18 protein-coding genes and 1 pseudogene are annotated in these 19,829 nt (G+C 55.1%); 8 read left to right on the plus strand and 11 right to left on the minus strand.

Annotation, left to right across the window (positions count from 1 at the left end):
* Positions 1-744: 744 nt before the first annotated feature.
* Together AB4N47_RS03380 and AB4N47_RS03385 are read left to right on the plus strand one after the other, a co-directional pair.
* A pseudogene (locus AB4N47_RS03380) lies at positions 745-903 on the plus strand (HAMP domain-containing protein); the annotation flags it as partial.
* A gap of 117 nt (positions 904-1,020) precedes the next feature.
* A complete protein-coding gene (locus tag AB4N47_RS03385; RefSeq protein ID WP_408005036.1) occupies positions 1,021-1,788 on the plus strand; it encodes a methyl-accepting chemotaxis protein in 768 nt (255 codons plus the stop codon).
* 182 nt (positions 1,789-1,970) lie between these two features.
* Here AB4N47_RS03385 and AB4N47_RS03390 read toward each other — a convergent pair whose 3' ends face one another.
* Complete coding sequence (locus AB4N47_RS03390; protein ID WP_030142484.1) at positions 1,971-2,276, minus strand: PepSY domain-containing protein; 306 nt, start codon at positions 2,274-2,276, stop codon at positions 1,971-1,973.
* Between the two features lie 156 nt (positions 2,277-2,432).
* A complete protein-coding gene (locus tag AB4N47_RS03395) occupies positions 2,433-3,560 on the minus strand; it encodes a glycerophosphodiester phosphodiesterase (RefSeq protein ID WP_024014034.1) in 1,128 nt (375 codons plus the stop codon).
* Between the two features lie 220 nt (positions 3,561-3,780).
* Between AB4N47_RS03395 and AB4N47_RS03400 the strand changes: the two genes are divergently transcribed.
* Positions 3,781-4,107, plus strand: coding sequence for a DUF2025 family protein (locus AB4N47_RS03400; protein WP_336354262.1), 327 nt, complete (start codon positions 3,781-3,783; stop codon positions 4,105-4,107).
* 148 nt (positions 4,108-4,255) lie between these two features.
* On the opposite strand, the gene AB4N47_RS03405 is transcribed toward AB4N47_RS03400, so the two are convergent.
* The 3 genes from AB4N47_RS03405 to AB4N47_RS03415 all read right to left on the minus strand — a co-directional run bounded on the left by AB4N47_RS03405 (position 4,256) and on the right by AB4N47_RS03415 (position 7,220).
* Positions 4,256-4,960, minus strand: coding sequence for a CTP synthase C-terminal region-related (seleno)protein (locus AB4N47_RS03405; protein ID WP_336354261.1), 705 nt, complete (start codon positions 4,958-4,960; stop codon positions 4,256-4,258).
* A gap of 99 nt (positions 4,961-5,059) precedes the next feature.
* Positions 5,060-6,379 carry a methyl-accepting chemotaxis protein gene (locus tag AB4N47_RS03410; RefSeq protein WP_110602425.1) on the minus strand — a complete coding sequence of 440 codons (1,320 nt, stop codon included), beginning with the start codon at positions 6,377-6,379 and terminating at the stop codon, positions 5,060-5,062.
* Between the two features lie 232 nt (positions 6,380-6,611).
* A complete protein-coding gene (locus AB4N47_RS03415) occupies positions 6,612-7,220 on the minus strand; it encodes a TetR/AcrR family transcriptional regulator (RefSeq protein ID WP_264365654.1) in 609 nt (202 codons plus the stop codon).
* A 211-nt stretch (positions 7,221-7,431) separates the two neighbouring features.
* Between AB4N47_RS03415 and AB4N47_RS03420 the strand changes: the two genes are divergently transcribed.
* The gene (locus AB4N47_RS03420; RefSeq protein WP_460154413.1) at positions 7,432-8,487 is read left to right on the plus strand and encodes an MBL fold metallo-hydrolase; all 1,056 of its coding nucleotides are present in this window, start codon (positions 7,432-7,434) and stop codon (positions 8,485-8,487) included.
* Positions 8,488-8,524: 37 nt separating this feature from the next.
* On the opposite strand, the gene AB4N47_RS03425 is transcribed toward AB4N47_RS03420, so the two are convergent.
* Entirely contained in the window at positions 8,525-8,842 is a 318-nt protein-coding gene (locus tag AB4N47_RS03425; RefSeq protein WP_136492883.1) for a helix-turn-helix domain-containing protein, read from the minus strand.
* Between the two features lie 93 nt (positions 8,843-8,935).
* Entirely contained in the window at positions 8,936-9,703 is a 768-nt protein-coding gene (locus AB4N47_RS03430; protein WP_281878101.1) for an AraC family transcriptional regulator, read from the minus strand.
* Between the two features lie 110 nt (positions 9,704-9,813).
* Between AB4N47_RS03430 and AB4N47_RS03435 the strand changes: the two genes are divergently transcribed.
* From AB4N47_RS03435 to AB4N47_RS03450, 4 genes are all read left to right on the plus strand, one after another.
* The gene (locus tag AB4N47_RS03435; RefSeq protein WP_341638977.1) at positions 9,814-10,629 is read left to right on the plus strand and encodes a sulfite exporter TauE/SafE family protein; all 816 of its coding nucleotides are present in this window, start codon (positions 9,814-9,816) and stop codon (positions 10,627-10,629) included.
* Positions 10,630-10,688: 59 nt separating this feature from the next.
* Complete coding sequence (locus AB4N47_RS03440; protein ID WP_281878097.1) at positions 10,689-11,051, plus strand: hypothetical protein; 363 nt, start codon at positions 10,689-10,691, stop codon at positions 11,049-11,051.
* Between the two features lie 33 nt (positions 11,052-11,084).
* Positions 11,085-11,804 carry a DUF6933 domain-containing protein gene (locus AB4N47_RS03445; protein WP_281878095.1) on the plus strand — a complete coding sequence of 240 codons (720 nt, stop codon included), beginning with the start codon at positions 11,085-11,087 and terminating at the stop codon, positions 11,802-11,804.
* Between the two features lie 66 nt (positions 11,805-11,870).
* Positions 11,871-13,010 carry a hypothetical protein gene (locus AB4N47_RS03450; protein ID WP_460154414.1) on the plus strand — a complete coding sequence of 380 codons (1,140 nt, stop codon included), beginning with the start codon at positions 11,871-11,873 and terminating at the stop codon, positions 13,008-13,010.
* Positions 13,011-13,013: 3 nt separating this feature from the next.
* Here AB4N47_RS03450 and AB4N47_RS03455 read toward each other — a convergent pair whose 3' ends face one another.
* The 4 genes from AB4N47_RS03455 to AB4N47_RS03470 form a co-directional block, all read right to left on the minus strand.
* The gene (locus AB4N47_RS03455; RefSeq protein ID WP_341638981.1) at positions 13,014-14,000 is read right to left on the minus strand and encodes a hypothetical protein; all 987 of its coding nucleotides are present in this window, start codon (positions 13,998-14,000) and stop codon (positions 13,014-13,016) included.
* A 36-nt stretch (positions 14,001-14,036) separates the two neighbouring features.
* A complete protein-coding gene (locus tag AB4N47_RS03460) occupies positions 14,037-17,108 on the minus strand; it encodes a P-loop NTPase fold protein (RefSeq protein ID WP_341638982.1) in 3,072 nt (1,023 codons plus the stop codon).
* 113 nt (positions 17,109-17,221) lie between these two features.
* Complete coding sequence (locus AB4N47_RS03465; RefSeq protein ID WP_341638983.1) at positions 17,222-17,755, minus strand: BRO-N domain-containing protein; 534 nt, start codon at positions 17,753-17,755, stop codon at positions 17,222-17,224.
* A gap of 348 nt (positions 17,756-18,103) precedes the next feature.
* Positions 18,104-19,354: a ribonucleotide-diphosphate reductase subunit beta gene (locus AB4N47_RS03470; RefSeq protein WP_016773579.1), complete on the minus strand. Its 1,251-nt coding sequence runs from the start codon at positions 19,352-19,354 to the stop codon at positions 18,104-18,106.
* Positions 19,355-19,829 lie beyond the last annotated feature (475 nt).

Raw genomic sequence — 19,829 nt, forward strand, 5'->3', positions numbered from 1 at the left:
GCGTTACCGACTGTCGGAAGATTCTCAAGAAGCCCTCTGGCGCGCCGATCTCAGGTGAGTCAGGTTGCGCGCCATCGGCCCTTGGCCATGGTACGTCGACAGGGAAGTCCGGCCATTTTTCACGTCCGCTCGGGCGTGCCTCATCCCTGCTTCGAGTACCTTGCAATGCTGCAAAAATCCCTGAGAACGCAAATTCTCGCCCTGCTGAGCGGCAGTCTGCTGGCGATATTGTTGATCGCGCTGGCCTGCTTTCATTTCCTCTCCAACGGCGTGCAAAGCTATAGCCAGTTGATCGCCGGCCCGTTGCACACGTCGCAACTGATCGATGAAGCCAACCTGCAATTCAAAGTGCAGGTACAGGAATGGAAAAACGTCCTGCTGCGCGGCAAGCAACCGGCGGATCTGGCGAAATACTGGAGCCAGTTCGAAGAGCGTCAGCGCGACGTGCAGAATATTCTCGGCGAACTGGCCGGCCAGAAAGGCATCGAGGCAACTCTCAAATCCCGCATCGAACGTTTGCGCGAGGCGCATCGCCAGTTGGGCACGGCCTACCAGAAAGGCCGCGATGCCTACGTCGCTGCCGGTGGTGATCCGAGCGCCGGCGACGCAGCGGTCAAAGGCGTTGATCGCGCCACCAGCGAGCAGATGAGCGCACTGGTCGCCGAGCTGCGCGAGCAGGGCACCGCGCAATCGGCGTTGATCAGCGCCAGCGCTGAGCGCACCGTGTGGCTGGGGCTGCTGGTGATGCTCGCGTCGGGCTTGTTGATCGGTCTGCTGAGCCTGTGGCTGGTCAGCCGCAACCTGATCGAGCCGATCCGCAACCTCATCGATTACGTCACCCGCTTGAGCCGTGGCCAGTTGGCTGAACGTGTTGTCAGCGAGCGTCGCGATGAACTGGGCAACCTCGCCGCCGCAGCGAACACTCTGCGCGATTTTCTGGCGGACACCTTCACTCGCTTGCAACGCAGCGCCGGTGATCTGGACAGCGCCAGCGGCGAGTTGAACGCCATTGCCACGACCATGGCCGGCGGCACCAGCGAGCAATTCAACCGCACTGATCAAGTGGCCACGGCGATGAATGAAATGTCCGCCACCGCCCAGGAAGTCGCCCGTCATGCCGCCGATGCCGCGCGTGCTGCCGACGATGCCGATCAGTCGGCGCAGCAGGGTGAAAAGGTCATGCAGACCACCATTCACTCGATCACGCAGATGCGCGGCGAAATCGCCAACACCGCCACGGTGATTCGTCGCCTGGAAACCGACAGCGGTCGTATCGGCAAGGTGCTGGAAGTGATTCGTGGCATCGCCGAACAGACCAACTTGCTGGCGCTCAATGCGGCCATCGAAGCGGCGCGGGCGGGCGAGGCCGGGCGTGGTTTTGCCGTCGTCGCCGATGAGGTGCGCAACCTCGCTCAGCGCACGGCGGAGTCGATCATCGAGATCAACCAGATCATTCAGAACGTGCAGACCGGCGCTGTCGATGCCGCGCAGGCTATCGAGAGCGGCCAGGCGCGCAGTGACGAAAGCGTCGAGCAAGTGACCCAGGCCGGCGCGATGCTGGAGCGCATCACCTTGGCGGTGGAGGCGATTCGCGACATGAACCGGCAGATCGCCACGGCCGCTGAGGAGCAGACTTCAGTGGCCGAGGATATCTCGCGCAACCTGACTGAAATCACCGCGATTGCCAGCACCAACCTGGACAACGTGCAGCGCACCGAAAGTGCCAGTCAGAACCTGCATGGGTTGTCGGGGCAATTGAATGAGGTGACGGCGCGGTTGAGTGCTTGATTGCGAGTTCAAGCGTCCGGCAACTTTCGTAGGTCCTCGCCTGCTCGCGATAACGGTGGAACAGTCAACATTGATGTCGCTGACACTCCGCTTTCGCGAGCAGGCTCGCTCCCACATGATTTACGGCAGGCATGAAAAAGCCGCACGATTTTTCAATCGTGCGGCTCTTTAACAGCTGTCTATCAAGTGTCTTGCTTGTTGCTCAGCACTTTACCGGTGGTGGCATCAAAGTCCACGTCGAACTCTTTGCCGTCAGCGGTTTTAAGTTCAACTTCATACTCATAACCATTGAAGTGGTTATCCAGGTCGGTGTCGGTAATCGTTGCGCCCGGGTGCAGTTTCAGTGCTTCGGCGTTCATCGATTCCAGCGACTTGATCTTGCCGTCCTTGACCAGTTGCGGGATCTGGTCGATGCGAACATCAGCCTGAGCCAGGCCAGCGGTGAGGGTCAGGGCAGCGGCGGTAAACAGGGCAGTCAAAGTTTTCATCGGTTCATTCCTTGGCAGTGCGTTGAAGTGGTTGATCTGTGTAAGTGGGTTCAGATTAACCAGCGCAACTTAATTCACCCTTAAATCTCTGCTCCGCGATAAAACTGCTCTTTGCGGGAGCGAGCCTGCTCGCGAAGCAGGCGACTCGATAACAACTTAGAAACCGTTCTTCTTCAGAACCTCATCAACACTGCCAACAGCCGGACGCTTGTAAAACTTCAACAGTTCACTGGCGCGGTTGGTAAAGATGCCGTCGACACCCGCCGCCATGACTTTCTCGTAGTCCACCGCCTCGTCGACCGTATAAACATGTACCAGCATGCCCTGATCGTGGGTGTACTGATTCATCCACGGTTGCACCAGATCGGAATAGCTCTGATCACCACCATGGGTCAGCTTCGCCGAAGGGCCGGTGCCGATCGCGCCCTGGGCCTTGGCGTAGTCCACCCATTGCTTGAATTCCGCTTCCGACTTCGGTTCCTGCTTGCCGTAGAAAACGTTTTTGTCTTTCTCGCCGGACGCGGCAAACGTCACCGCAGATTTAGGCTCGATGCTGCCTTCGCCGACCCACAACAGCAGGATCTTCGGCACTTGCGGCATTTCCTTTTCCAGCAATTGCAGGCTGTTCTTATCGAAGGTCTGCAGGATCACCTTGCCTTTGCCCTGACCGACGCCGAGCGCACTTTTCGCCAGCTTCGAACCGGCCGGACTGAGCCAGCCGCGATCCTGCAGTTTTTCCTTGAGGTCATGTTCGATGCCGGGAAACAGCTGCGGCTCTTTGGTTTCGATGTACAGGCCCGGCTTGTGCTGCGGGTTGGCGCGGGCGATGTCGATGATTTCATCGAGGGTAAGAATCTTCAGCCCGGCGTAGGAGGGGCGTGCGCGGTCAGGATATTTGCTGTTGAACCAGCTGCCGGCATCAAGGGTTTTCAGTTCGGCCATGGTGAACGCGGTGGCCGGGCTGTCCTTGCGCTCGGGGAATTTACTGGCGACGTCGGTGGTGCGTTGCAGGTTGTCGTCGTGCAGGGCGAAGAGCACGCCGTCCTTGCTGCGCTGCAAATCCATTTCCAGGTAATCGGCGCCGAGGTCACGGGCCAGTTTGTAGGCCGCAGCGGTGGATTCCGGGGCATCGAACGACGCGCCACGGTGGGCAATCACCGCTGGATGCGGAATGCCATGGGCGGCAGCGATTGCCTTGGGCTCCGGGTGGCTGGCGGCATGCGCCTGACCGAGGCCGAACAACAGACTCAGCACCAGAGCGCTTCGGGTAAAAGTGGCAGGCATGGTCGAGTTCCTTTCGCAGGTTTTTTTCGAGACGTACCTTTTAACAATTGAAGCGCCGCAGGGCTATCGCCAGACCGACATAAACCGAGCAAAACGGAAATTTCCTGCACTTTTGTGGCGCTGTTTGCAGTACGCTTGCCCACGGCATATGCCCCGGCAGAGGGCGCGCCGCTACATTGCCCTGCGTGTAAACCATCGATCATCTTTCGTGAGGTTTACCATGCGCATCACCTCCCAGCTCATCTGCCAGGCCGCCGACGATCTCAAAGGCTTCGTCGGCCTCAACCGCAAAACCGGCCAGTACATCGTGCGCTTCAGCGAAGATTCATTCGGCATGGACGTGGCCGACGACGGCATCATCCCCGCCAGTGAATTCGTCTGGGCGAAGGCGTCGGAAACCACCATGACCCTCAAGCGCGAATTGATTCAGTTGCTGCTCGATCAACACATCGACGACCGCATCAACATCACCGAGCCGCTGCGGGTTTACATGAGCAAGGTTGAAGTGCCGGAGATTGTTGCGGTGCGGAGTCTGGTGCGCGGTTGAGGTATTGCAGCGTGGTTGCGGGCCTCTTCGCGAGCAGGCTCGCTCCCACAGGGATTTCGTGAACGCCACAGATCCAATGTGGGAGCGAGCCTGCTCGCGAAGGCGGCGTTGTGGGCGCCGCCAACCTCAATGGCCGAATGCATAACGCTCAATCCCGCAATCCGCAGGCTTCGATAAATGCGCGAACCAGCGGTGGCATTTTTCCTTTTAGTGCGGCGCGTTCCGGCTGGAACAGCGTGGCGACGAAAAACGGATGTTTTTTCAGTTCGATAGCGCGCAGATCCCCCGCTGAATCACGGCCTACCGCTTGTAGCTGATCGCTCATCAAATGCTGTTCGAACTGCGGATTCACGCCGTAGCGGCAGCGATAGCCTTCTTCAATTTCAGACTTTTCGTACGCCTTGGCGATCAACGAACCGGGCTGGAGGTGAATGACGTCGATGGCTTCAACCAGCGAGCAGCTCAGCGGCGTGAGCACTGCGCGTTCGGATTCTGGCGAGGTTTCCCCATGCTCGGCGTCGGCCCAGCCCAGCACATTGCGCGAATATTCCAGAACCGCGTGCTGAAAACCGCCACAGGTGCCGAGGAAAGGTCGCCCTTGCTCGCGGGCAAAGCGGATGGCGCGTAGCGCACCGTCTTCACTTTTATAAGGGCTGGCGGGTACACACCAGAACCCATCGAATTGAGTCAGCGCAGTGTCGGTGCCGATCTCTTCAGTGGCCAGCCACTCGAACTGCACGGTGCGTTGCAGGTGTTCGGCGACCAGGCCGAGTGCAACCGGGATCGCTTGATGAGCGGTGACTTGGGGGTCGTAATCGCCAACCAGGGCGATGCGGACGGCGCGATTTTCCATGGGATTTCCCTGCGCTTGCTGATGGATGGCAGTCACTATAGATCGCGTGATTGCCATCCCACTATCCCGAGTTTCACCTGGTGACTGAGACTACCGCCATTACCCCGGCACCCGCTCATTGGCAAACATGCTCACCGCATCCACCGCCTCACTGGCGCCATCGCGAATCTGCAGAATCACCGTGCCGGCCTGATTGGCCAGTTCCACGCCTTCTGCGGCGCGGTCGCGGGTGCCTTGCATGCTTTTGATCGCCTGCCGTGTTTCGCTCTGGATCAGGCTGATCATGGTGGAGATCTCCGCGGTGGAACCGCTGGTGCGCGCCGCCAGTTGCCGTACTTCATCGGCCACCACGGCAAAGCCGCGGCCCTGTTCACCGGCGCGCGCGGCTTCGATGGCGGCGTTGAGGGCGAGCAGGTTGGTCTGATCGGCGATCGCGCGGATGGTGTTGACGATGGCGGTGATCTGCTCGGAGCGGTCGCCCAGTTGCGCGATCAGCGTTGAGGACTGGCTGATGTCCTCGGCGATTTCGCGCATTTCGCTGGCAGCCTGTTGAATCACTTGCGTACCTTGCTCGGCGACTTTTCGAGTTGCTACCGAGATGTGGTAAGCGGTGCTGGCACTGCGCGCGTCCTGTTCGTGTTGCTCGACACGGGCGGTAACGTCAGACGCGAACTTCACGACTTTGTACAAACGCCCCGAAGCGTCGTAGACCGGGTTGTAGTTGGCCTCCAGCCAGACGATCTGACCGCGTTTATCCACGCGCTCGAACTGCCCGTGGAAGAACTCGCCCTGATTCAGGCGCCGCCAGAAATCCTGATAGGCGCCGCTGTTGACCAGCGCCGGGGTGCAGAACAAGCGGTGATGCTGGCCCTTGAGCTCTGCGAGGCTGTAACCCATGCGCGTGAGAAAATTCTGGTTGGCGGTAAGAATATTGCCGTCGAGATCGAACTCGATCACCGCCATCGCGCGATCAATCGCCTGCAGTTTGGCGTTGGCCTCGTTCTCCTGCTGCACCTTGGCGGTGACATCCATCGCGTACTTGACCACTTTGATCACCCGTCCCGACGCATCCTTGATCGGGTTGTAACTGGCCTCGAGCCAGATCGGCTGGCCTTTGCTGTCGACCCGTTCAAAGGTGCCGGACTGGAACTGACCGTTTTTCAGGCGTGACCACAGCTCGGTGTATTGGGCACTGCGCCCGAACTCTGGTGTGCAGAAATGCCGGTGCGGCTGGCCGATCGCCTGGGCAGCCGTGTAACCCATGGTCTTGAGGAAATTGTCATTGGCACGCAACACCACGCCATCAAGATCGAACTCGATCACCGCCATCGAACGGTTGATCGCTTCGAGCATTGCAGCCTGGTCAAAAACGGTGTGTTGCAGTTCAGCGAGGGCGGCTTTCTGGCGATTGAAGAACATGCTTGCGATACTCGGGAAGTGGGGAAAATCAAAAGGATTCAGTCCCTATTCCTGCGCCGGCAGACCGAAATGCACGGACGGCATTCGGTGGTGACTGCTCAATGCCAGCGTTCCGTTACTGGCAGATGGCTACTTATACAAAACTTAATAAAGTTGTACAAGGAAGGAATTTTTCACGAGTTTGTATAACTTTTTGCGAAATTAGTTGTACGCGGCTCGCCGCGCCAGTGATTCACCGCTGATACAGTGCCAGGAACATCTCCAGCGCCGACTCGGCAACTGCATTCTGCGCGTCTGGATCAAGGGCCGCGCGACCCAGCGAGATCTGCGGCCAGAACGCGAATGCCTTGAGCAAACCTTGTACTTGATGCGCGGCAAATTCTGGATCCACCGGTTTGAGCCGTCCGTCGGCTTGCGCCGCGCGTATCCAGACAGTCAGGCCTTCCTCGCGCTCGCCCATGCGCTCGATCATGTTCTGCGCACGTTCGGGGGAATGAATGGTTGCGGCAATCGCCACCCGGGCGAGGGTGAGAAAATTCTCGTCAGCCATCATCTGCACTTTTTGTTGCAGCATCAGGCGCAGCTGCTCATGCAGCGGTCGCTCGCGGTCGTAGCTCACCGATGGCTCGGCAATGATCCGCGCCCACAACTGATTAAGGATCTCGGCGAACAGCTCTTCCTTGCTCGGGAAGTGGTTGTACACCGTCCGCTTCGACACCCCCGCCGTGGCGGCGATCTTGTCCATGCTGGTGATTTCGAACCCGTGGGCACGGAATTCGGCGATCGCCGCCTGGATGATGGCTTCGCGTTTGCGGTCGGTGAGGCGTTGTGGAGCGGTCATGAGCGGACTTCGGCAGAGAAGGGGGGAAATTACACTCGGCAGTTTACTTGGCGCCGGCTTTGATGCAACCTAGAAACTACACCGCTCAGTGTAATGTTGCGTTAATCCTCGCACCTTACAAACCAGAGCGTTTGGCCTTTGCGTGCAGCTTGGCCATTTTCATTTCCCGTGGAATACCGTGCAGCACACGGTTTTTCGGAGTCGTTCAGTCATGGCCAATCCAGTCTCTCTCCCGGACAACACACCCACGCTTGAAGCCTCGCGCCAGGATCAAGGGCTGTTTCGCAATCATGCGCCGGTGCAGCGCGAAGGGGTACGCAAAATGCTGCGGATCATGTGGAACATGATTTTCCACAAACCGCGCGACACCCGTCCGAGCGCCGCCATTCCTGTGCAGCCGCTTACTCGCGAAGATCTGCTCGCAGCGCCCAATCACAGCGTTTACCGCTTGGGGCACTCGACGCTGTTGCTGAAGATGCGCGACAAATTCTGGATCACCGACCCCGTCTTCGCCGAGCGCGCCTCGCCGGTGCAATGGGCTGGCCCGAAACGCTTCCACCAACCACCGATCAGCATCGACGAACTGCCGCCGATCGAAGCGGTGATCCTCTCGCACAATCATTACGACCATCTCGACTACGAAGCGGTACTCAAACTCGCCGCCAAAACCACTTACTTCCTGACTCCGCTGGGCGTGGGCGACACCCTGATCAAATGGGGCATCGACGCCAGCAAGGTGCGCCAGTACGACTGGTGGCAGGGCACCGAAATCGCCGGTATCCGCTTCATCGCCACCCCATCGCAGCACTTCTCCGGCCGTGGCCTGTTCGACGGCAACAGCACGCTGTGGGCGTCATGGGTGATGATCGACGCCGACACACGAATCTTCTTCAGCGGCGACAGCGGTTACTTCGACGGCTTCAAACGCATCGGCGAACAATACGGCCCGTTCGACCTGACCCTGATGGAAACCGGCGCCTACAACGTCGAATGGCCCCACGTGCACATGCAACCGGAAGAAACCCTGCAAGCCCACATCGACCTCAAGGGCCGCTGGCTCTTCCCGATCCACAACGGCACCTTCGACCTGGCCATGCACGCCTGGCATGAACCTTTTGACCGCATCCTTGCGCTTGCATGGGAACGCAGTATTGCGATTACCACACCGCGGATGGGGGAGGCGTTCAACATTGCGCATCCACAACGAGGGAGTGCGTGGTGGATGGCGGTTGAAGAGGAGAGTGATGCGGTGGTACAGAACGCATGAATCCGTTCAGTTGGTGAGGGGTGTCCCCCTCGCCAGCTTAATCAGCCATCGCATAATCCCCACGCCCCACCGATTCCCCCGCCATACCCTGCGCCCTGACACTGCGCCCCGGTGCAAACCCCGGGAAGAACACCAACCCCTGCGCTTCAAACCGATAAGCCAGTGCCAGTCTCGCGGCGTCCGCCACGTCCTGCTGCGCTTCGAAACGCTGGATATCTGCCACTGCCACTTCGGCCTCGCGCGACAGTTGTTCAACGCTCCAGCCCAGCATGGCGCGGGCCTGGACGCAGTGGGTCGGGGTGAACTGGAAAAGGGCAATGCGTTCGAGGACGTGGTTCATCGCAAGAGAGGCCATGGTGTGCTCCGGGCTCAAAAGTGCTGATTGAAAATATACTGTGTTTTTGTACAGTTGTTTTCGGCCGGGATCAAACGCATTTTTCGAATTTGCCTAGTTCGTCGGCTCCAACCAGACGGACGGTGCCTGTCCCAGCACACGCCGAAACATCGTCGAAAACGCCGCCGGGCTTTCGTAGCCGGAGTCCAGGGCGATCCGCGTCACCGCTTCCCCCGCCGCCAACCGTGCCAACGCCTGCACGACGCACGCCTGCTGGCGCCACTGACGAAAGCTGAGCCCGGTCTGCTGCCGAAACAATCTGTTAAAGGTGCGCAAGCTTATGTGTAACTGATCGGCCCAATCCTGCGGCGATTGGTGGGCATTGGGCATGTTCAGAAAGGTCTGACACAGACTGAGGAGCTTTCCTTCGGCTGGCATGGGAATGTGTAGGGCAAGGGGCGCGCTGCGTGCCAGTTCATGCAACAGCAAGTTGATCAGCACACCGTCGCGTCCGGCCTGGTCGTACATCAGTGGCACGTCCACCGCTTCCATCAGCAAATGCCGCAGCAGCGGCGACACGTTGAGCACTTGGCAGTCCGACCCCAATTCCACGTTGCCCGGTTCGATGTAAAGGCTGCGCGTGCTCACCCCGAGCATCAACACCTCGTGGGCCACGCCCGGCGGAATCCACACCGCGCGCTGCGGCGGCACCACCCAATTACCGTTCCGGGTGCTGACTTGCATCACGCCTGTTGCGCCGTAGAGCAATTGGCCACGGCGATGCGTATGAAACGGGAGTAGGTGGCCGTGGGAATAATCGGTACCGATGGCCACGACCGGGCGAGGCGTGTCATCGAGCTGATTGATCGAAATATTGCGCATCAGGCGTGTTCCAGCGATTGGCGTAAACGCGAACATTATTGGCCCAACTACTGAAGCCGGCCAGTGCATCACGCTCTAATGTCCTGGCTCCCCGATCCTGGACGCCCACCATGTTCTACCTCCTGCTTACACTGTTCGGTTGCCTCACCGGCATCAGCGCCGTGCTCTTCGGTTTCGGCGGCGGCTTCGTCATTGTGCCGCTGCTCTATCGGATGCTCACCGCCAGCCACGCAGCCGGCGACCCCATCGCGCAATCGGCCATGCACATCGCCGTGGCCACCTCGACCTGCGTGATGATCGTCAATGCCTTGATCGCCACACGCAAACACCAACGCGCTGGCAATCTGCTCCGGGACTACCTCTGGCCATTGGGCGGGTTTATCGGCGGGGGCGCTGTCGTCGGTGCAATCGCTGCGATGTGGGTCAGCGGTCAAATGATCCGCTACGCCTTCATCGCCTACCTGGGCGTGACCATCGTCGATTGCCTGCTGCGCCGAGGATTTCTCACACAGTCCCAAACCACATTCCCACGGCGACTGACCATGACGGAAACATCCGCCGGCGGTGTAGGTATCGGCGCCATCGCAACCTTCCTCGGCGTAGGAGGAAGCGTCATGACCGTGCCGCTGCTGCGCCGTTGCGGGTTGAGCATGTCGCAAGCCACATCGCTGGCCAATCCGCTCAGCGTGCCGGTAGCGTTGGCCGGCACACTGACGTACATGGCGCTGGCCGGTTTCACCGGGGCTGATCTGGGCGTTTGGTATATCGGGTATGTCGATGTGCTGGCGTTTGCGCTGCTGACGGTTGGCTCGTTGCTGGGGATCAGATTGGCTGCGCGATGGATTGGGCGGATACCGGATAGAATGCATGCCCAGATCTATGTTGGCTTACTTATGCTAGTGATGCTGGGTATGTGGACGAGATGAGCTAATGCGGTCAACCGGGTTAATCTTGCTGAGGTCAAACAGAACACACGGGGAACGTCATGTCGATCAGTGAAAGTGACTGGAAGAAATTCAAGCAACTGCGCAAAGTCGCGCTCGACCGTTTTTGCCAAGGTGTGCTCGCCGATACCAAGACAATCACACTGCACGGTGCGCTGTCGGCCCATGCCCGCTACGGCATGATCTACGGCTTGATCAATGATCGAAACCGCGACATGGCTCGCATGTTCGATGGACTGGCTCGTTCCTCCGCGCTTTGGAAACTGACGCTCATGGTCTCGCATGATTTATTGACCCATGCGGAGTTGTCGATTCTGAGCGAGGAAGTGCAGAAGCTGACTTCTGATATTGAACGTCGGGCTTACGAAATTGAGTGGGTCGAAGAGATCGTTCGAGATGACTGACCCAATGTCACCCGCGCTTCCAAGAGAACCTGAATGTTGATCTTCAATTGCACCGAAGCCGCCAGTAAGTTCTTCAGCCGTGTTCATAAAGGCCAAACGATCACGCCGGTGGACACCAAACCGCCGTCATCAGTTATTGAGGATGATGAGCAGAACGGCGCGGACGAACAGTGGTTGGTTCATGCGATCACTGTGCAGCGCAAACATGTGTTGTTGGTCCTGCACATCAAAACCCGCTATTGCGTGATCCTGGCTGATGCCAAAAAGGCCGATGATCACGAGTTCGTTCTGCGCTTCACCGAGCGTTGGGTGAATGGCCTGATGATCAATGCCCAAAACCATGGCCTCGGACATTGGCTAGACCCCGAGGTGATGTTGGCGCGGATGCAACAGACTTGTGAGCACCAGCGATTCTATCGGCGCGGCCATCGCAGCGCGCAAAAACACATTGATGAAATTGCCTGGTGTTTCCGCAACAAGGTCGCTGGAACAGGGTGCTTGCCACCCAATGAAGTCACGGCGATGGTTTTCGACGAACAAATGAACGACACGCCAAGAAACAGCAAGGGAGCCAAGTCCTACTACTTCCCGGACGAGGAAATGACGCTTCACTGGCTGCGCCATTATTGCTTCCTCGATGATGTCCAGCTGCACGCTGCGAAAGAGCGTCGGCATCAAGTCGCGCGGGAGATCGCGGAGATGGAGCGCAAGGCTTTTAGGGAAGAGTATGAGAGGCAGAATTCTAGGAACTGAGTTTGGCCCGTCACCATCTGCGACGCTTTTTTACGGGCAACGGCCCGCTCATTCAAGGATGAAACGATGCATCTTGGACTGTTGCGCATCAACTTGGCTTTAGCACTTATAGCTTTATGTCTCTCACCGCGCGCCTGGGCCGAAGACAACAGGCAAGTCTTCACCGGCACCTTGGGTAAAGCCGCGATTGTTGTTGAACTCGACGCGCGCTACAACGAAGGCCGTTATTTTTACCGAAAATACCGAACCGACCTTGCGCTGGAAACTAGTAAAGACGGCGACGCGTTGGTGATGCTGGAAGGCGCTGCAATGGACGGTGACTCGCGCCCGACCTTGCGCTTGCTGCCCACACTCAGCGGTTGGAGCGGCGAGTGGAAGGCTCCTTCCGGAAAAACGCTAAAAGTAGACTTACAACCCGCCAGGCTTCCTGATGTTCCTGCAGATGCCGCGCCTTATCTGGCGCAACTGCATGACACGCAGCCCTACGAATACCTGCGGCTTCAGGGTTTGCTGTTGAAGAAAGGCAAGACCGAAACCTTCATGGGCTACACCCTGCAATGGTGGAGCGAGCCGAAGTCGGGGGCTTCGCTGTTTGAAGTGGTATCGGGTTACGCCCCGGCAGCGCAGGAACGCATCAATCAATATTTGAGGGCGCGGTTATGGAGCGAAGTGTCGCAGCATTACGGTTGTTCGGGGAGTTACAGGCAATCCGCGCAGCCGCTGTGGATGTCGTCTTCAGTCATGAGCGTGCGAGTTTCCACCGAGTATTATTGCGGCGGTGCGTATCCTGATCAAAATAATGAATCGCTGAACTTCGATACGCGGACTGGGCACCTGTTGAGCCTTGAAGATGTGCTGTGGGTGGGCCAGGGCGAGCCGCTACATCATGAAGAATCACCTGACGCATCTTCGGAGGAAATCTCCAATTACCGCGCCAAAGAACTCGCCCCTTGGCTCGTCGAACAATTGTCGAAGCGTTACCCTACCGAAATGACCGTTGTCGCTGAGGGCGAAAATGATTGCGGCTATGACGAGCCAGAACCCTGGCAATTTCCTATGTGGCAGTTTGGAGAAAAAGGCGTCACCTTTTTTCCGTCCTATCCGCATGTCATGGCAGTTTGCGGATACGTCGAATGGGGCGTTCTACCCTATGGTCTGCTCAAGCAGCATCCGGGTGCCGTGAAACTGCAACTGCCCGAAAGCTAACTTTCATTCCAACCCCGGCGCTTCACGAATAATGAAGTGATCCAGGTTCTCGATATTGGCATTGAAGACCTCGAAAGGCTTTTCGGGGTTCTTCTTGCCGGGCACCTGCTTCAACTCCGGCGTCACCCCATAGAAGAAACAGAACAACGCCTTGTCGCTATCCACCGCGTGCTTGATCTCCTCCAGAAACGCCTTGCGCTTGCGGTAGTTGTCGATGAGCTTTTTGTTCAGATAAACGCTGACCGGATACGGCTTCTTCTTACTGTCCTCGGGCTTCTTGAACCAGACCTTGTCCTCGAAGTCGATTCGAAAACTGGCACTGTGGAAGTCCTCGATCTTCTTGATCCGCCCCCAGTAAATCAGCCCCTTGTTGTCCGTCAGATACTCGATCTTCTTGAAGAACGAACTGTACGGCGCCGTATGCTCGCCAATCTTCAACGGCATGCGCTTGAGCAAATCCTTGTCGGCGAAGTTGGAAACAAAACACTCCACCGGATGCGCAAACACACTGGTCTTGTCCGGCGCCGACTCACGACCCACCGACTCTTTACCACTGTCCGCCGCCGCCCGCACCGGGTCATCGCGCAACACATCCGCCGCCCCCGCTGGCGTGACAGGCTTGCGTACATACTCACGCCGGGTCAGCAATAACTCCGATGGGAAATGCTCCTCACGCCCGTCATCCACCTCGCCATCCGCCGTTTCAACGCCAGACGCTGAAGCCTTCAAACTCACGTACGGACAACCCGCCACATGCTGCGTGGTCGGCAGATTCTTGAAGTGCGGCGTGCGCACATAATTCACATTCTTGGCGTTGAACGTACCCAACTCATTGGAAGCCTCGAACGCCGAACGACAAGCATCGTTGGGGCACTGGAAGTGTTCCTTCGCCGAGTCAAACGCCACCGTCTCATCGAAATTGAGATCGCGAACATCATAGATCGACAACTTGTCGTCGAGGCTGAGGCAGTAGGCGAGATCGAATTTCATTGGGTACCTGCTTCTAAGGCGATAAATGAACAAATTTCATCCTGTAAAACTATATCGTTTCACTAGTTTTGATGACTCAACAGCATCCCGTACATTTCCAGATGTTTCGGTGTTTAGATAAACCTGCACAGCACCTTGTAGTACTCTGTTTACAGAAGGTTGGTTATACCATGCCTGTTGTCGCATTTCTTCAAGCAGGGTGGCCATGTCTGACGTATTGGCATGTTGCTGCAAGAAATTTGACCAATTTTCAAATACTTCTGGTGCACCAGTATTTATCGTTAGTTGCAAGAGTAGTTCTCGGAAATACCTTTGTTCTAGAAGTTCATTTTCTTCATCTGATAAACTTATTTTTATAATGCGGTATGTATTAATGAATCGCAGTACCCTCCGAGGCGTGTTTCCAGAAAAAGGTGCCAACTGGCTTAGGAAATCTCGTTCGGCACCACTAAAGCTGAGCCTGGTTGCACGATGATTGAAGTCGGCGGAGATACTATTTTGTTCGTCACGACCGACTTCTTCGGATATTGAGTTTGTATAGTCGATAGTTTGGTTTAGATGAGAGTCTGCATTTTTGTCTGGCGTAAGCGAAGGGTTTGATGTCGAGTTTTTGCTAATTCTACGAATTCGCGACTCCAATAGTGCTGAACTAGCATCATCGCTCATCGGCCTTACCCAGTAAGGGATCTGAAATATTTTCTCCAGGTAGTCATGTGCTGTTGCCCCATTTTGATTCTCTACGCTTTCATTTTGCGGGATGTTGAGCAAGTCGGGATAGTGCTTTGCCAATGCACGATTGACCCATCGTACATCTGCCGCGACGAAAACAATGAAAAGTGGAAAGCCTAGTAATAAATGCACTGCTTGAAGTACTTCAACTACTTTTTCAGGGGGGCAGCGATCCAAATCGTCAATAAAAAGTACTACTCTCTTGAATGATTGGTTTTCAGTAGTTGAGGTGGATTCTAACAATGAGCCGAGTTTTTCTTTGTCTGCGTCTTTGAGGTAATTTTTTTGCTCGTCTAATAGATCTAGCAGCCTAATTTTGAAGCTTTCATCAAGGTATTTATTATTTGTAGGTTCAGAATCCGCTCTTAAACCTCGAGACAACTCTTCAAAGTCCTTACGAATAGTCGCAACAAGCCCTAAATGGCTAGCGTAATGACCATCGTTGGCCCGCTCACGGATAAAGCGTAGCATTCGACCTCGGCCTGTCCCTGCATCAAATTCACGCGTAGCCTCAACTACTTTTTCTGTGGTTGTCGTCAGCAAGCTTCGAGCAGCATCTACATCAGCCACTAGGCTAGAGAGTGACTGCGAACGTGAAATATTTTGCTGATGGATGACCTCTTCAAAGGTTTTACGGAAATCTGCTACTTCATTTACAGCTTTACGAACTCTGTTCGTCAACCAAGCAATTCCCGATGTGATGCAGAGAATTGGTGTGCTTAGTGTTAGTAGTTCTTTGGTTAGTGACTGTATTTCAGTTTGGAATATTTCGCTAAGTATTAAATAAGTTTTTGAGACTGCGGGAGGTAAAATTAAAATGATAGCTAACCCAGTTAGAACGACGGGCCAGCTTCCAAGACGCTGAAATAAGCCTTTTTTTATTGCTTTGGTTCGAGCTTTTTGAGTGTTTAGGCTATCAATTGTATCTTTTAACTTTTCGGTATTGTCAAACAGTTCTCCTAAGCCTAGAGACTCAGTAGCCGTTTTAATTTTTCTCCAGGTTATTTTGCTTTTTAATGTTTGGGCTACGGCTTGCCAAAATAATTTAGTATTTTGCTCTGCTTTTTCCAAGCGCTCGGTGGCGACAGCTTGTGCTTTACGACAATTAACAAGCTCTTCTGCTGCTTCTAGTGCTAGCTCTTGTGAGGTTGAGAGGTTCTCAAAAAGTTGTTCTGATAAGATTTTTCTTTTTTCAGCCGTTTCTTTTTTACTTATCCACTGATCAAGCTCTGTAAATATATGGTCGACTAGGCTTGCCCAAAGATTGTTTTCGACAAAATGCCAAGCATTGAAGCGTATAAGCACGGTGTCGGCAGATTGCTTTTCAATTTCTTGGTAGATTAAGCGCATAAAAAAAGATTTGCCAGTGCCCCAGTCCCCTAAGATGCCTATAGCTAATGGAGGTTCATCAGTATGAATAGCAAGTGCTGCCATTGCTTTGGCTTCATCTAATACGCCGATTTTGTCTTCCAATCCTATTGCCCAAGGGTTGTCGCTGTGGAATAGAACTTCGAGAGCTTCTTCGTTTTCGATCTGTTTTATTTTATTTTGTGCAGGGTCGGATTTTTCTGATGTGTTTTTAAAGTGTTGTGATCTTTGGGTGTGTGTTATTAATCTTTTAGTGTTTGGTCTTTCTGAAGTTTGGAGCAGGTCTGCAAGTTGCGTTGCCTCTGCAGGAGTTAGCGGTGAGGTTAGATCTTTACTGTGTAAATCTTTTCTGTTGTTTATCGTTCCAAAAGAAAAAATAGTATCTCTTGGGATTGGTGGTTCTAGCCAGCAACGCTCTTTAACTCCGATTCGGTAGTTTTTGCCAATATTATTGTCTCTCACCGCAAATACTTCACCGCTTTCGATTTCTCCCCAGCCCCGTAACCCGCCGTTCGCATGGGCTTGCCAAAAAAAAACCAAATCGCCTTCACGTACTAAATCTTGATAACCTGAAATTTCCCAAGGCACCGTATCATTGCGCTCTTTTGAGGAAAGCCATCTCCGTTCAAACGAACTATCTGGAGTGTATTGAAATACCCAGGCGCATCTGCCTTTCTTGGTGTCGGAGAAAGTGTCGAGGTTAATGAGATTTTTTTTAGCCAGTATCTCAATGATTTTACTCTTAACATTAGCTCCAATGTTTTTGGCTGGTTTGTACCCGTTAATTCTTGGCAGTCCAATCTCATCAAGAACTGTGGAGATGTTCTGCATTCGAAATTCAACTGATCCTTTACTGCGATCGGCTAGCGCGCCATCGCGGAGGATACGATTCTCTTCAGTTTTAATGAATTTCTGGCCACTCTGTTCGCGTGACAACATACTAAGATAGGCATCCACTGCTGCCTCAATCTCCAAGTCACTCCAATCGCTGTTGCTTTTTTCCGTATCCATACATTCGCCGAGGGTTGAGAACCCTCGGACGATACTGAGTGGCCATCACATTTGTCTACGAAAAATCCTACAGAAAATAGCGGTGAATCCTGCGCGACCCTTCAAACCCATCTCTAACCCATCGAGTGTTTCGCAGACTGAAACACCTGAGTAAGCCTTCGCCACCATGGCTTCTCTACCGAAGCTCGTCGTGGATGTTGAATATTTAACAGGTAAGGCATATCCCTTAGCCGAATCCAGCCCTCATCCTGCCAATGCAGCAAACTCAACGACATCTCCGGCCAATCCAACAAGCTCAACATTGGCCGATTTGAATCTCCCGAATCCGCAGCGTCACGCAAGGTCGGCACGACCTCGTTGGTGAGCCATTCACGCAATAACCGATTTCCCGGAACGTAGTGATAGACCAACAGCGCATAAACCCCAGACTCACTGAGCATCAGATGCTGTTCAGGTTCTCGAAAGTACTCAATCCACATAACGCGGCGCTGGTCGCTATCTAGCTTGTTGACCACCCGATCATTCAGGTGGAAGCCCATCAAACGGCCAACATCCCGGGCGGAGAACCATGGCTGATTTTCGAGTAGAAGGGCATGTAGAGAAAGGTTGTGGCGAGAGAAAACAGTTACCGAGCATGGATCCGACATATCTATGACCTCTACGTTATGGATTTTGGGCGGGCCTGACCCCAACGTAGAGCGGACTTAAAAAATCCCAACGAGCAGAGCAGTTGTCACCGACGAATTACGCGTCTGTGTCACTGACGAAGCTTTCTACGTTGGGCGTTTCTTAGGCACCTGCCACAGAGCTTAGTAGTGCTCGCAGCAGGCTTCAATGGGAAGCGACTGTAAGTGCTGTAGGAGATTGAGCGCTGTGACGTAGGCGTAAAAAGGCTCGCCGATCGCCCACAAAAAAGCCCCGATCAGATCGGGGCTTTTTGCTTTCTCGATTCGCCGACTCAAACCGCAATCGTCAAATCATGCCAAGCGAGACTATTAATCCCAGCTCAGAGCACCACCAGTTTGGTATTCGATCACGCGAGTCTCAAAGAAATTCTTCTCTTTCTTCAAGTCCATAATCTCGCTCATCCAAGGGAACGGGTTAGTCGTCCCCGGATACTCTTCCTTCAAACCAATCTGCGACAACCGACGGTTCGCAATGAACTTCAGATAGTCCTCCATCATCGCCGCGTTCATACCCAACACCCCGCGAGGCATGGTATCCCGTGCGTATTCAATCTCCAGCTGCGTACCCTGCAGAATCATCTGGGTCGCTTCTTCTTTCATCTCAGCATCCCACAAATGTGGGTTTTCGATTTTGATCTGGTTGATCACGTCGATGCCGAAGTTCAGGTGCATGGATTCGTCGCGCAGGATGTATTGGAACTGCTCGGCGACGCCGGTCATTTTGTTGCGGCGGCCCATGGAGAGGATCTGGGTGAAGCCGCAGTAGAAGAAGATGCCTTCCAGAACGCAGTAGTAGGCGATCAGGTTGCGCAGCAACTCTTTGTCGGTTTCCGGGGTGCCGGTTTCGAACTTCGGATCGGAGATCGAGCGGGTGTACTTCAGGCCCCAGGCTGCTTTTTTCGCGACCGATGGGATCTCGTGGTACATGTTGAAGATTTCGCCTTCATCCATGGCCAGCGATTCGATGCAGTACTGGTAGGCGTGGGTGTGGATCGCTTCTTCGAAAGCCTGGCGCAGGATGTACTGGCGGCATTCCGGGTTGGTGATCAGGCGGTACACGGCCAGGACCAGGTTGTTGGCAACCAGGGAGTCGGCGGTGGAGAAGAAGCCGAGGTTGCGCATGACGATGCGGCGCTCGTCGTCGGTCAGGCCTTCCGGGTTTTTCCAGAGGGCGATGTCGGCGGTCATGTTGACTTCTTGTGGCATCCAGTGGTTTGCGCAACCGTCCAGATACTTCTGCCAGGCCCAGTCGTACTTGAATGGCACGAGTTGGTTGAGGTCGGCGCGGCAGTTGATCATGCGCTTTTCGTCAACGGCGACACGGGCGGAGGCGCCTTCGAGTTCGGCGAGGCCTTCGGCGACGTCGAGGGAGTTCAGTGCAGCCTTGGCGCGGGCCACGGCGGCCGAGTCGTCGGCGGTGACGGCGCGGGCTTCCAGCGCTGCGGCGCCGCCGGCGTTGTCGAGGCGGTCCATGTTGGCTTCGCTTGCGTGGCCGGCGTTGGCGCCTTTCACGGTTGCGACTTCACTGTCTTCTTTATCGAATTCGTCCCAGCTCAGCATGACGTGTCGTCTCCTGCGTGAGGGCTTGTGCCCGTGTGAAACCTGAAGGGTTGGTTTTTCACACGGCCAAACAAGCCGCGTTGGATGTCGTTTTTTGCAGCGCTGCACGCAGGCAAATAAACAGAAATTTTGACGGGTTCCGAGAGCCTCTGATGGGCGCAATCAGCGTCGGGCACTGTTGCGGGGCTTCAGAATGGCTTTTGCTCCCTGTAAGGGAATATTGCTGACCCGTATAGGGCGGCATTATAGGGAAATTTTTACCGGCGTGGTGCGGCGAATCGGCTCATGGCGAGGCCGAGGAGGGGGTGGATTTCGGTCCGACCGAGGGATTACAGGGCTTTGCGCGGAATTGGCCCGAGCAGATTTTTTTTCGTTAATTTTTTGGCAGGTGGTTTTTTGTTTAAAAAATAGCCAGAAAATCGGGTTTTTCACTATATCTAGTGTTTTGCAAGCGTTTTTCACGGCTCCAGACACA

The sequence above is a fragment of the Pseudomonas sp. S3_G06 genome (genome assembly GCF_054667565.1).

What these genes read in the sequence shown, in the direction of transcription:
- AB4N47_RS03385 (WP_408005036.1), top strand. Translation starts at nt 1,021, where the DNA reads ATGGCCGGCGGCACCAGCGAGCAATTCAACCGCACTGATCAAGTGGCC.
- AB4N47_RS03390 (WP_030142484.1), bottom strand. Translation starts at nt 2,276, where the DNA reads ATGAAAACTTTGACTGCCCTGTTTACCGCCGCTGCCCTGACCCTCACC.
- AB4N47_RS03395 (WP_024014034.1), bottom strand. Translation starts at nt 3,560, where the DNA reads ATGCCTGCCACTTTTACCCGAAGCGCTCTGGTGCTGAGTCTGTTGTTC.
- AB4N47_RS03400 (WP_336354262.1), top strand. Translation starts at nt 3,781, where the DNA reads ATGCGCATCACCTCCCAGCTCATCTGCCAGGCCGCCGACGATCTCAAA.
- AB4N47_RS03405 (WP_336354261.1), bottom strand. Translation starts at nt 4,960, where the DNA reads ATGGAAAATCGCGCCGTCCGCATCGCCCTGGTTGGCGATTACGACCCC.
- AB4N47_RS03410 (WP_110602425.1), bottom strand. Translation starts at nt 6,379, where the DNA reads ATGTTCTTCAATCGCCAGAAAGCCGCCCTCGCTGAACTGCAACACACC.
- AB4N47_RS03415 (WP_264365654.1), bottom strand. Translation starts at nt 7,220, where the DNA reads ATGACCGCTCCACAACGCCTCACCGACCGCAAACGCGAAGCCATCATC.
- AB4N47_RS03420 (WP_460154413.1), top strand. Translation starts at nt 7,432, where the DNA reads ATGGCCAATCCAGTCTCTCTCCCGGACAACACACCCACGCTTGAAGCC.
- AB4N47_RS03425 (WP_136492883.1), bottom strand. Translation starts at nt 8,842, where the DNA reads ATGGCCTCTCTTGCGATGAACCACGTCCTCGAACGCATTGCCCTTTTC.
- AB4N47_RS03430 (WP_281878101.1), bottom strand. Translation starts at nt 9,703, where the DNA reads ATGCGCAATATTTCGATCAATCAGCTCGATGACACGCCTCGCCCGGTC.
- AB4N47_RS03435 (WP_341638977.1), top strand. Translation starts at nt 9,814, where the DNA reads ATGTTCTACCTCCTGCTTACACTGTTCGGTTGCCTCACCGGCATCAGC.
- AB4N47_RS03440 (WP_281878097.1), top strand. Translation starts at nt 10,689, where the DNA reads ATGTCGATCAGTGAAAGTGACTGGAAGAAATTCAAGCAACTGCGCAAA.
- AB4N47_RS03445 (WP_281878095.1), top strand. Translation starts at nt 11,085, where the DNA reads ATGTTGATCTTCAATTGCACCGAAGCCGCCAGTAAGTTCTTCAGCCGT.
- AB4N47_RS03450 (WP_460154414.1), top strand. Translation starts at nt 11,871, where the DNA reads ATGCATCTTGGACTGTTGCGCATCAACTTGGCTTTAGCACTTATAGCT.
- AB4N47_RS03455 (WP_341638981.1), bottom strand. Translation starts at nt 14,000, where the DNA reads ATGAAATTCGATCTCGCCTACTGCCTCAGCCTCGACGACAAGTTGTCG.
- AB4N47_RS03460 (WP_341638982.1), bottom strand. Translation starts at nt 17,108, where the DNA reads ATGGATACGGAAAAAAGCAACAGCGATTGGAGTGACTTGGAGATTGAG.
- AB4N47_RS03465 (WP_341638983.1), bottom strand. Translation starts at nt 17,755, where the DNA reads ATGTCGGATCCATGCTCGGTAACTGTTTTCTCTCGCCACAACCTTTCT.
- AB4N47_RS03470 (WP_016773579.1), bottom strand. Translation starts at nt 19,354, where the DNA reads ATGCTGAGCTGGGACGAATTCGATAAAGAAGACAGTGAAGTCGCAACC.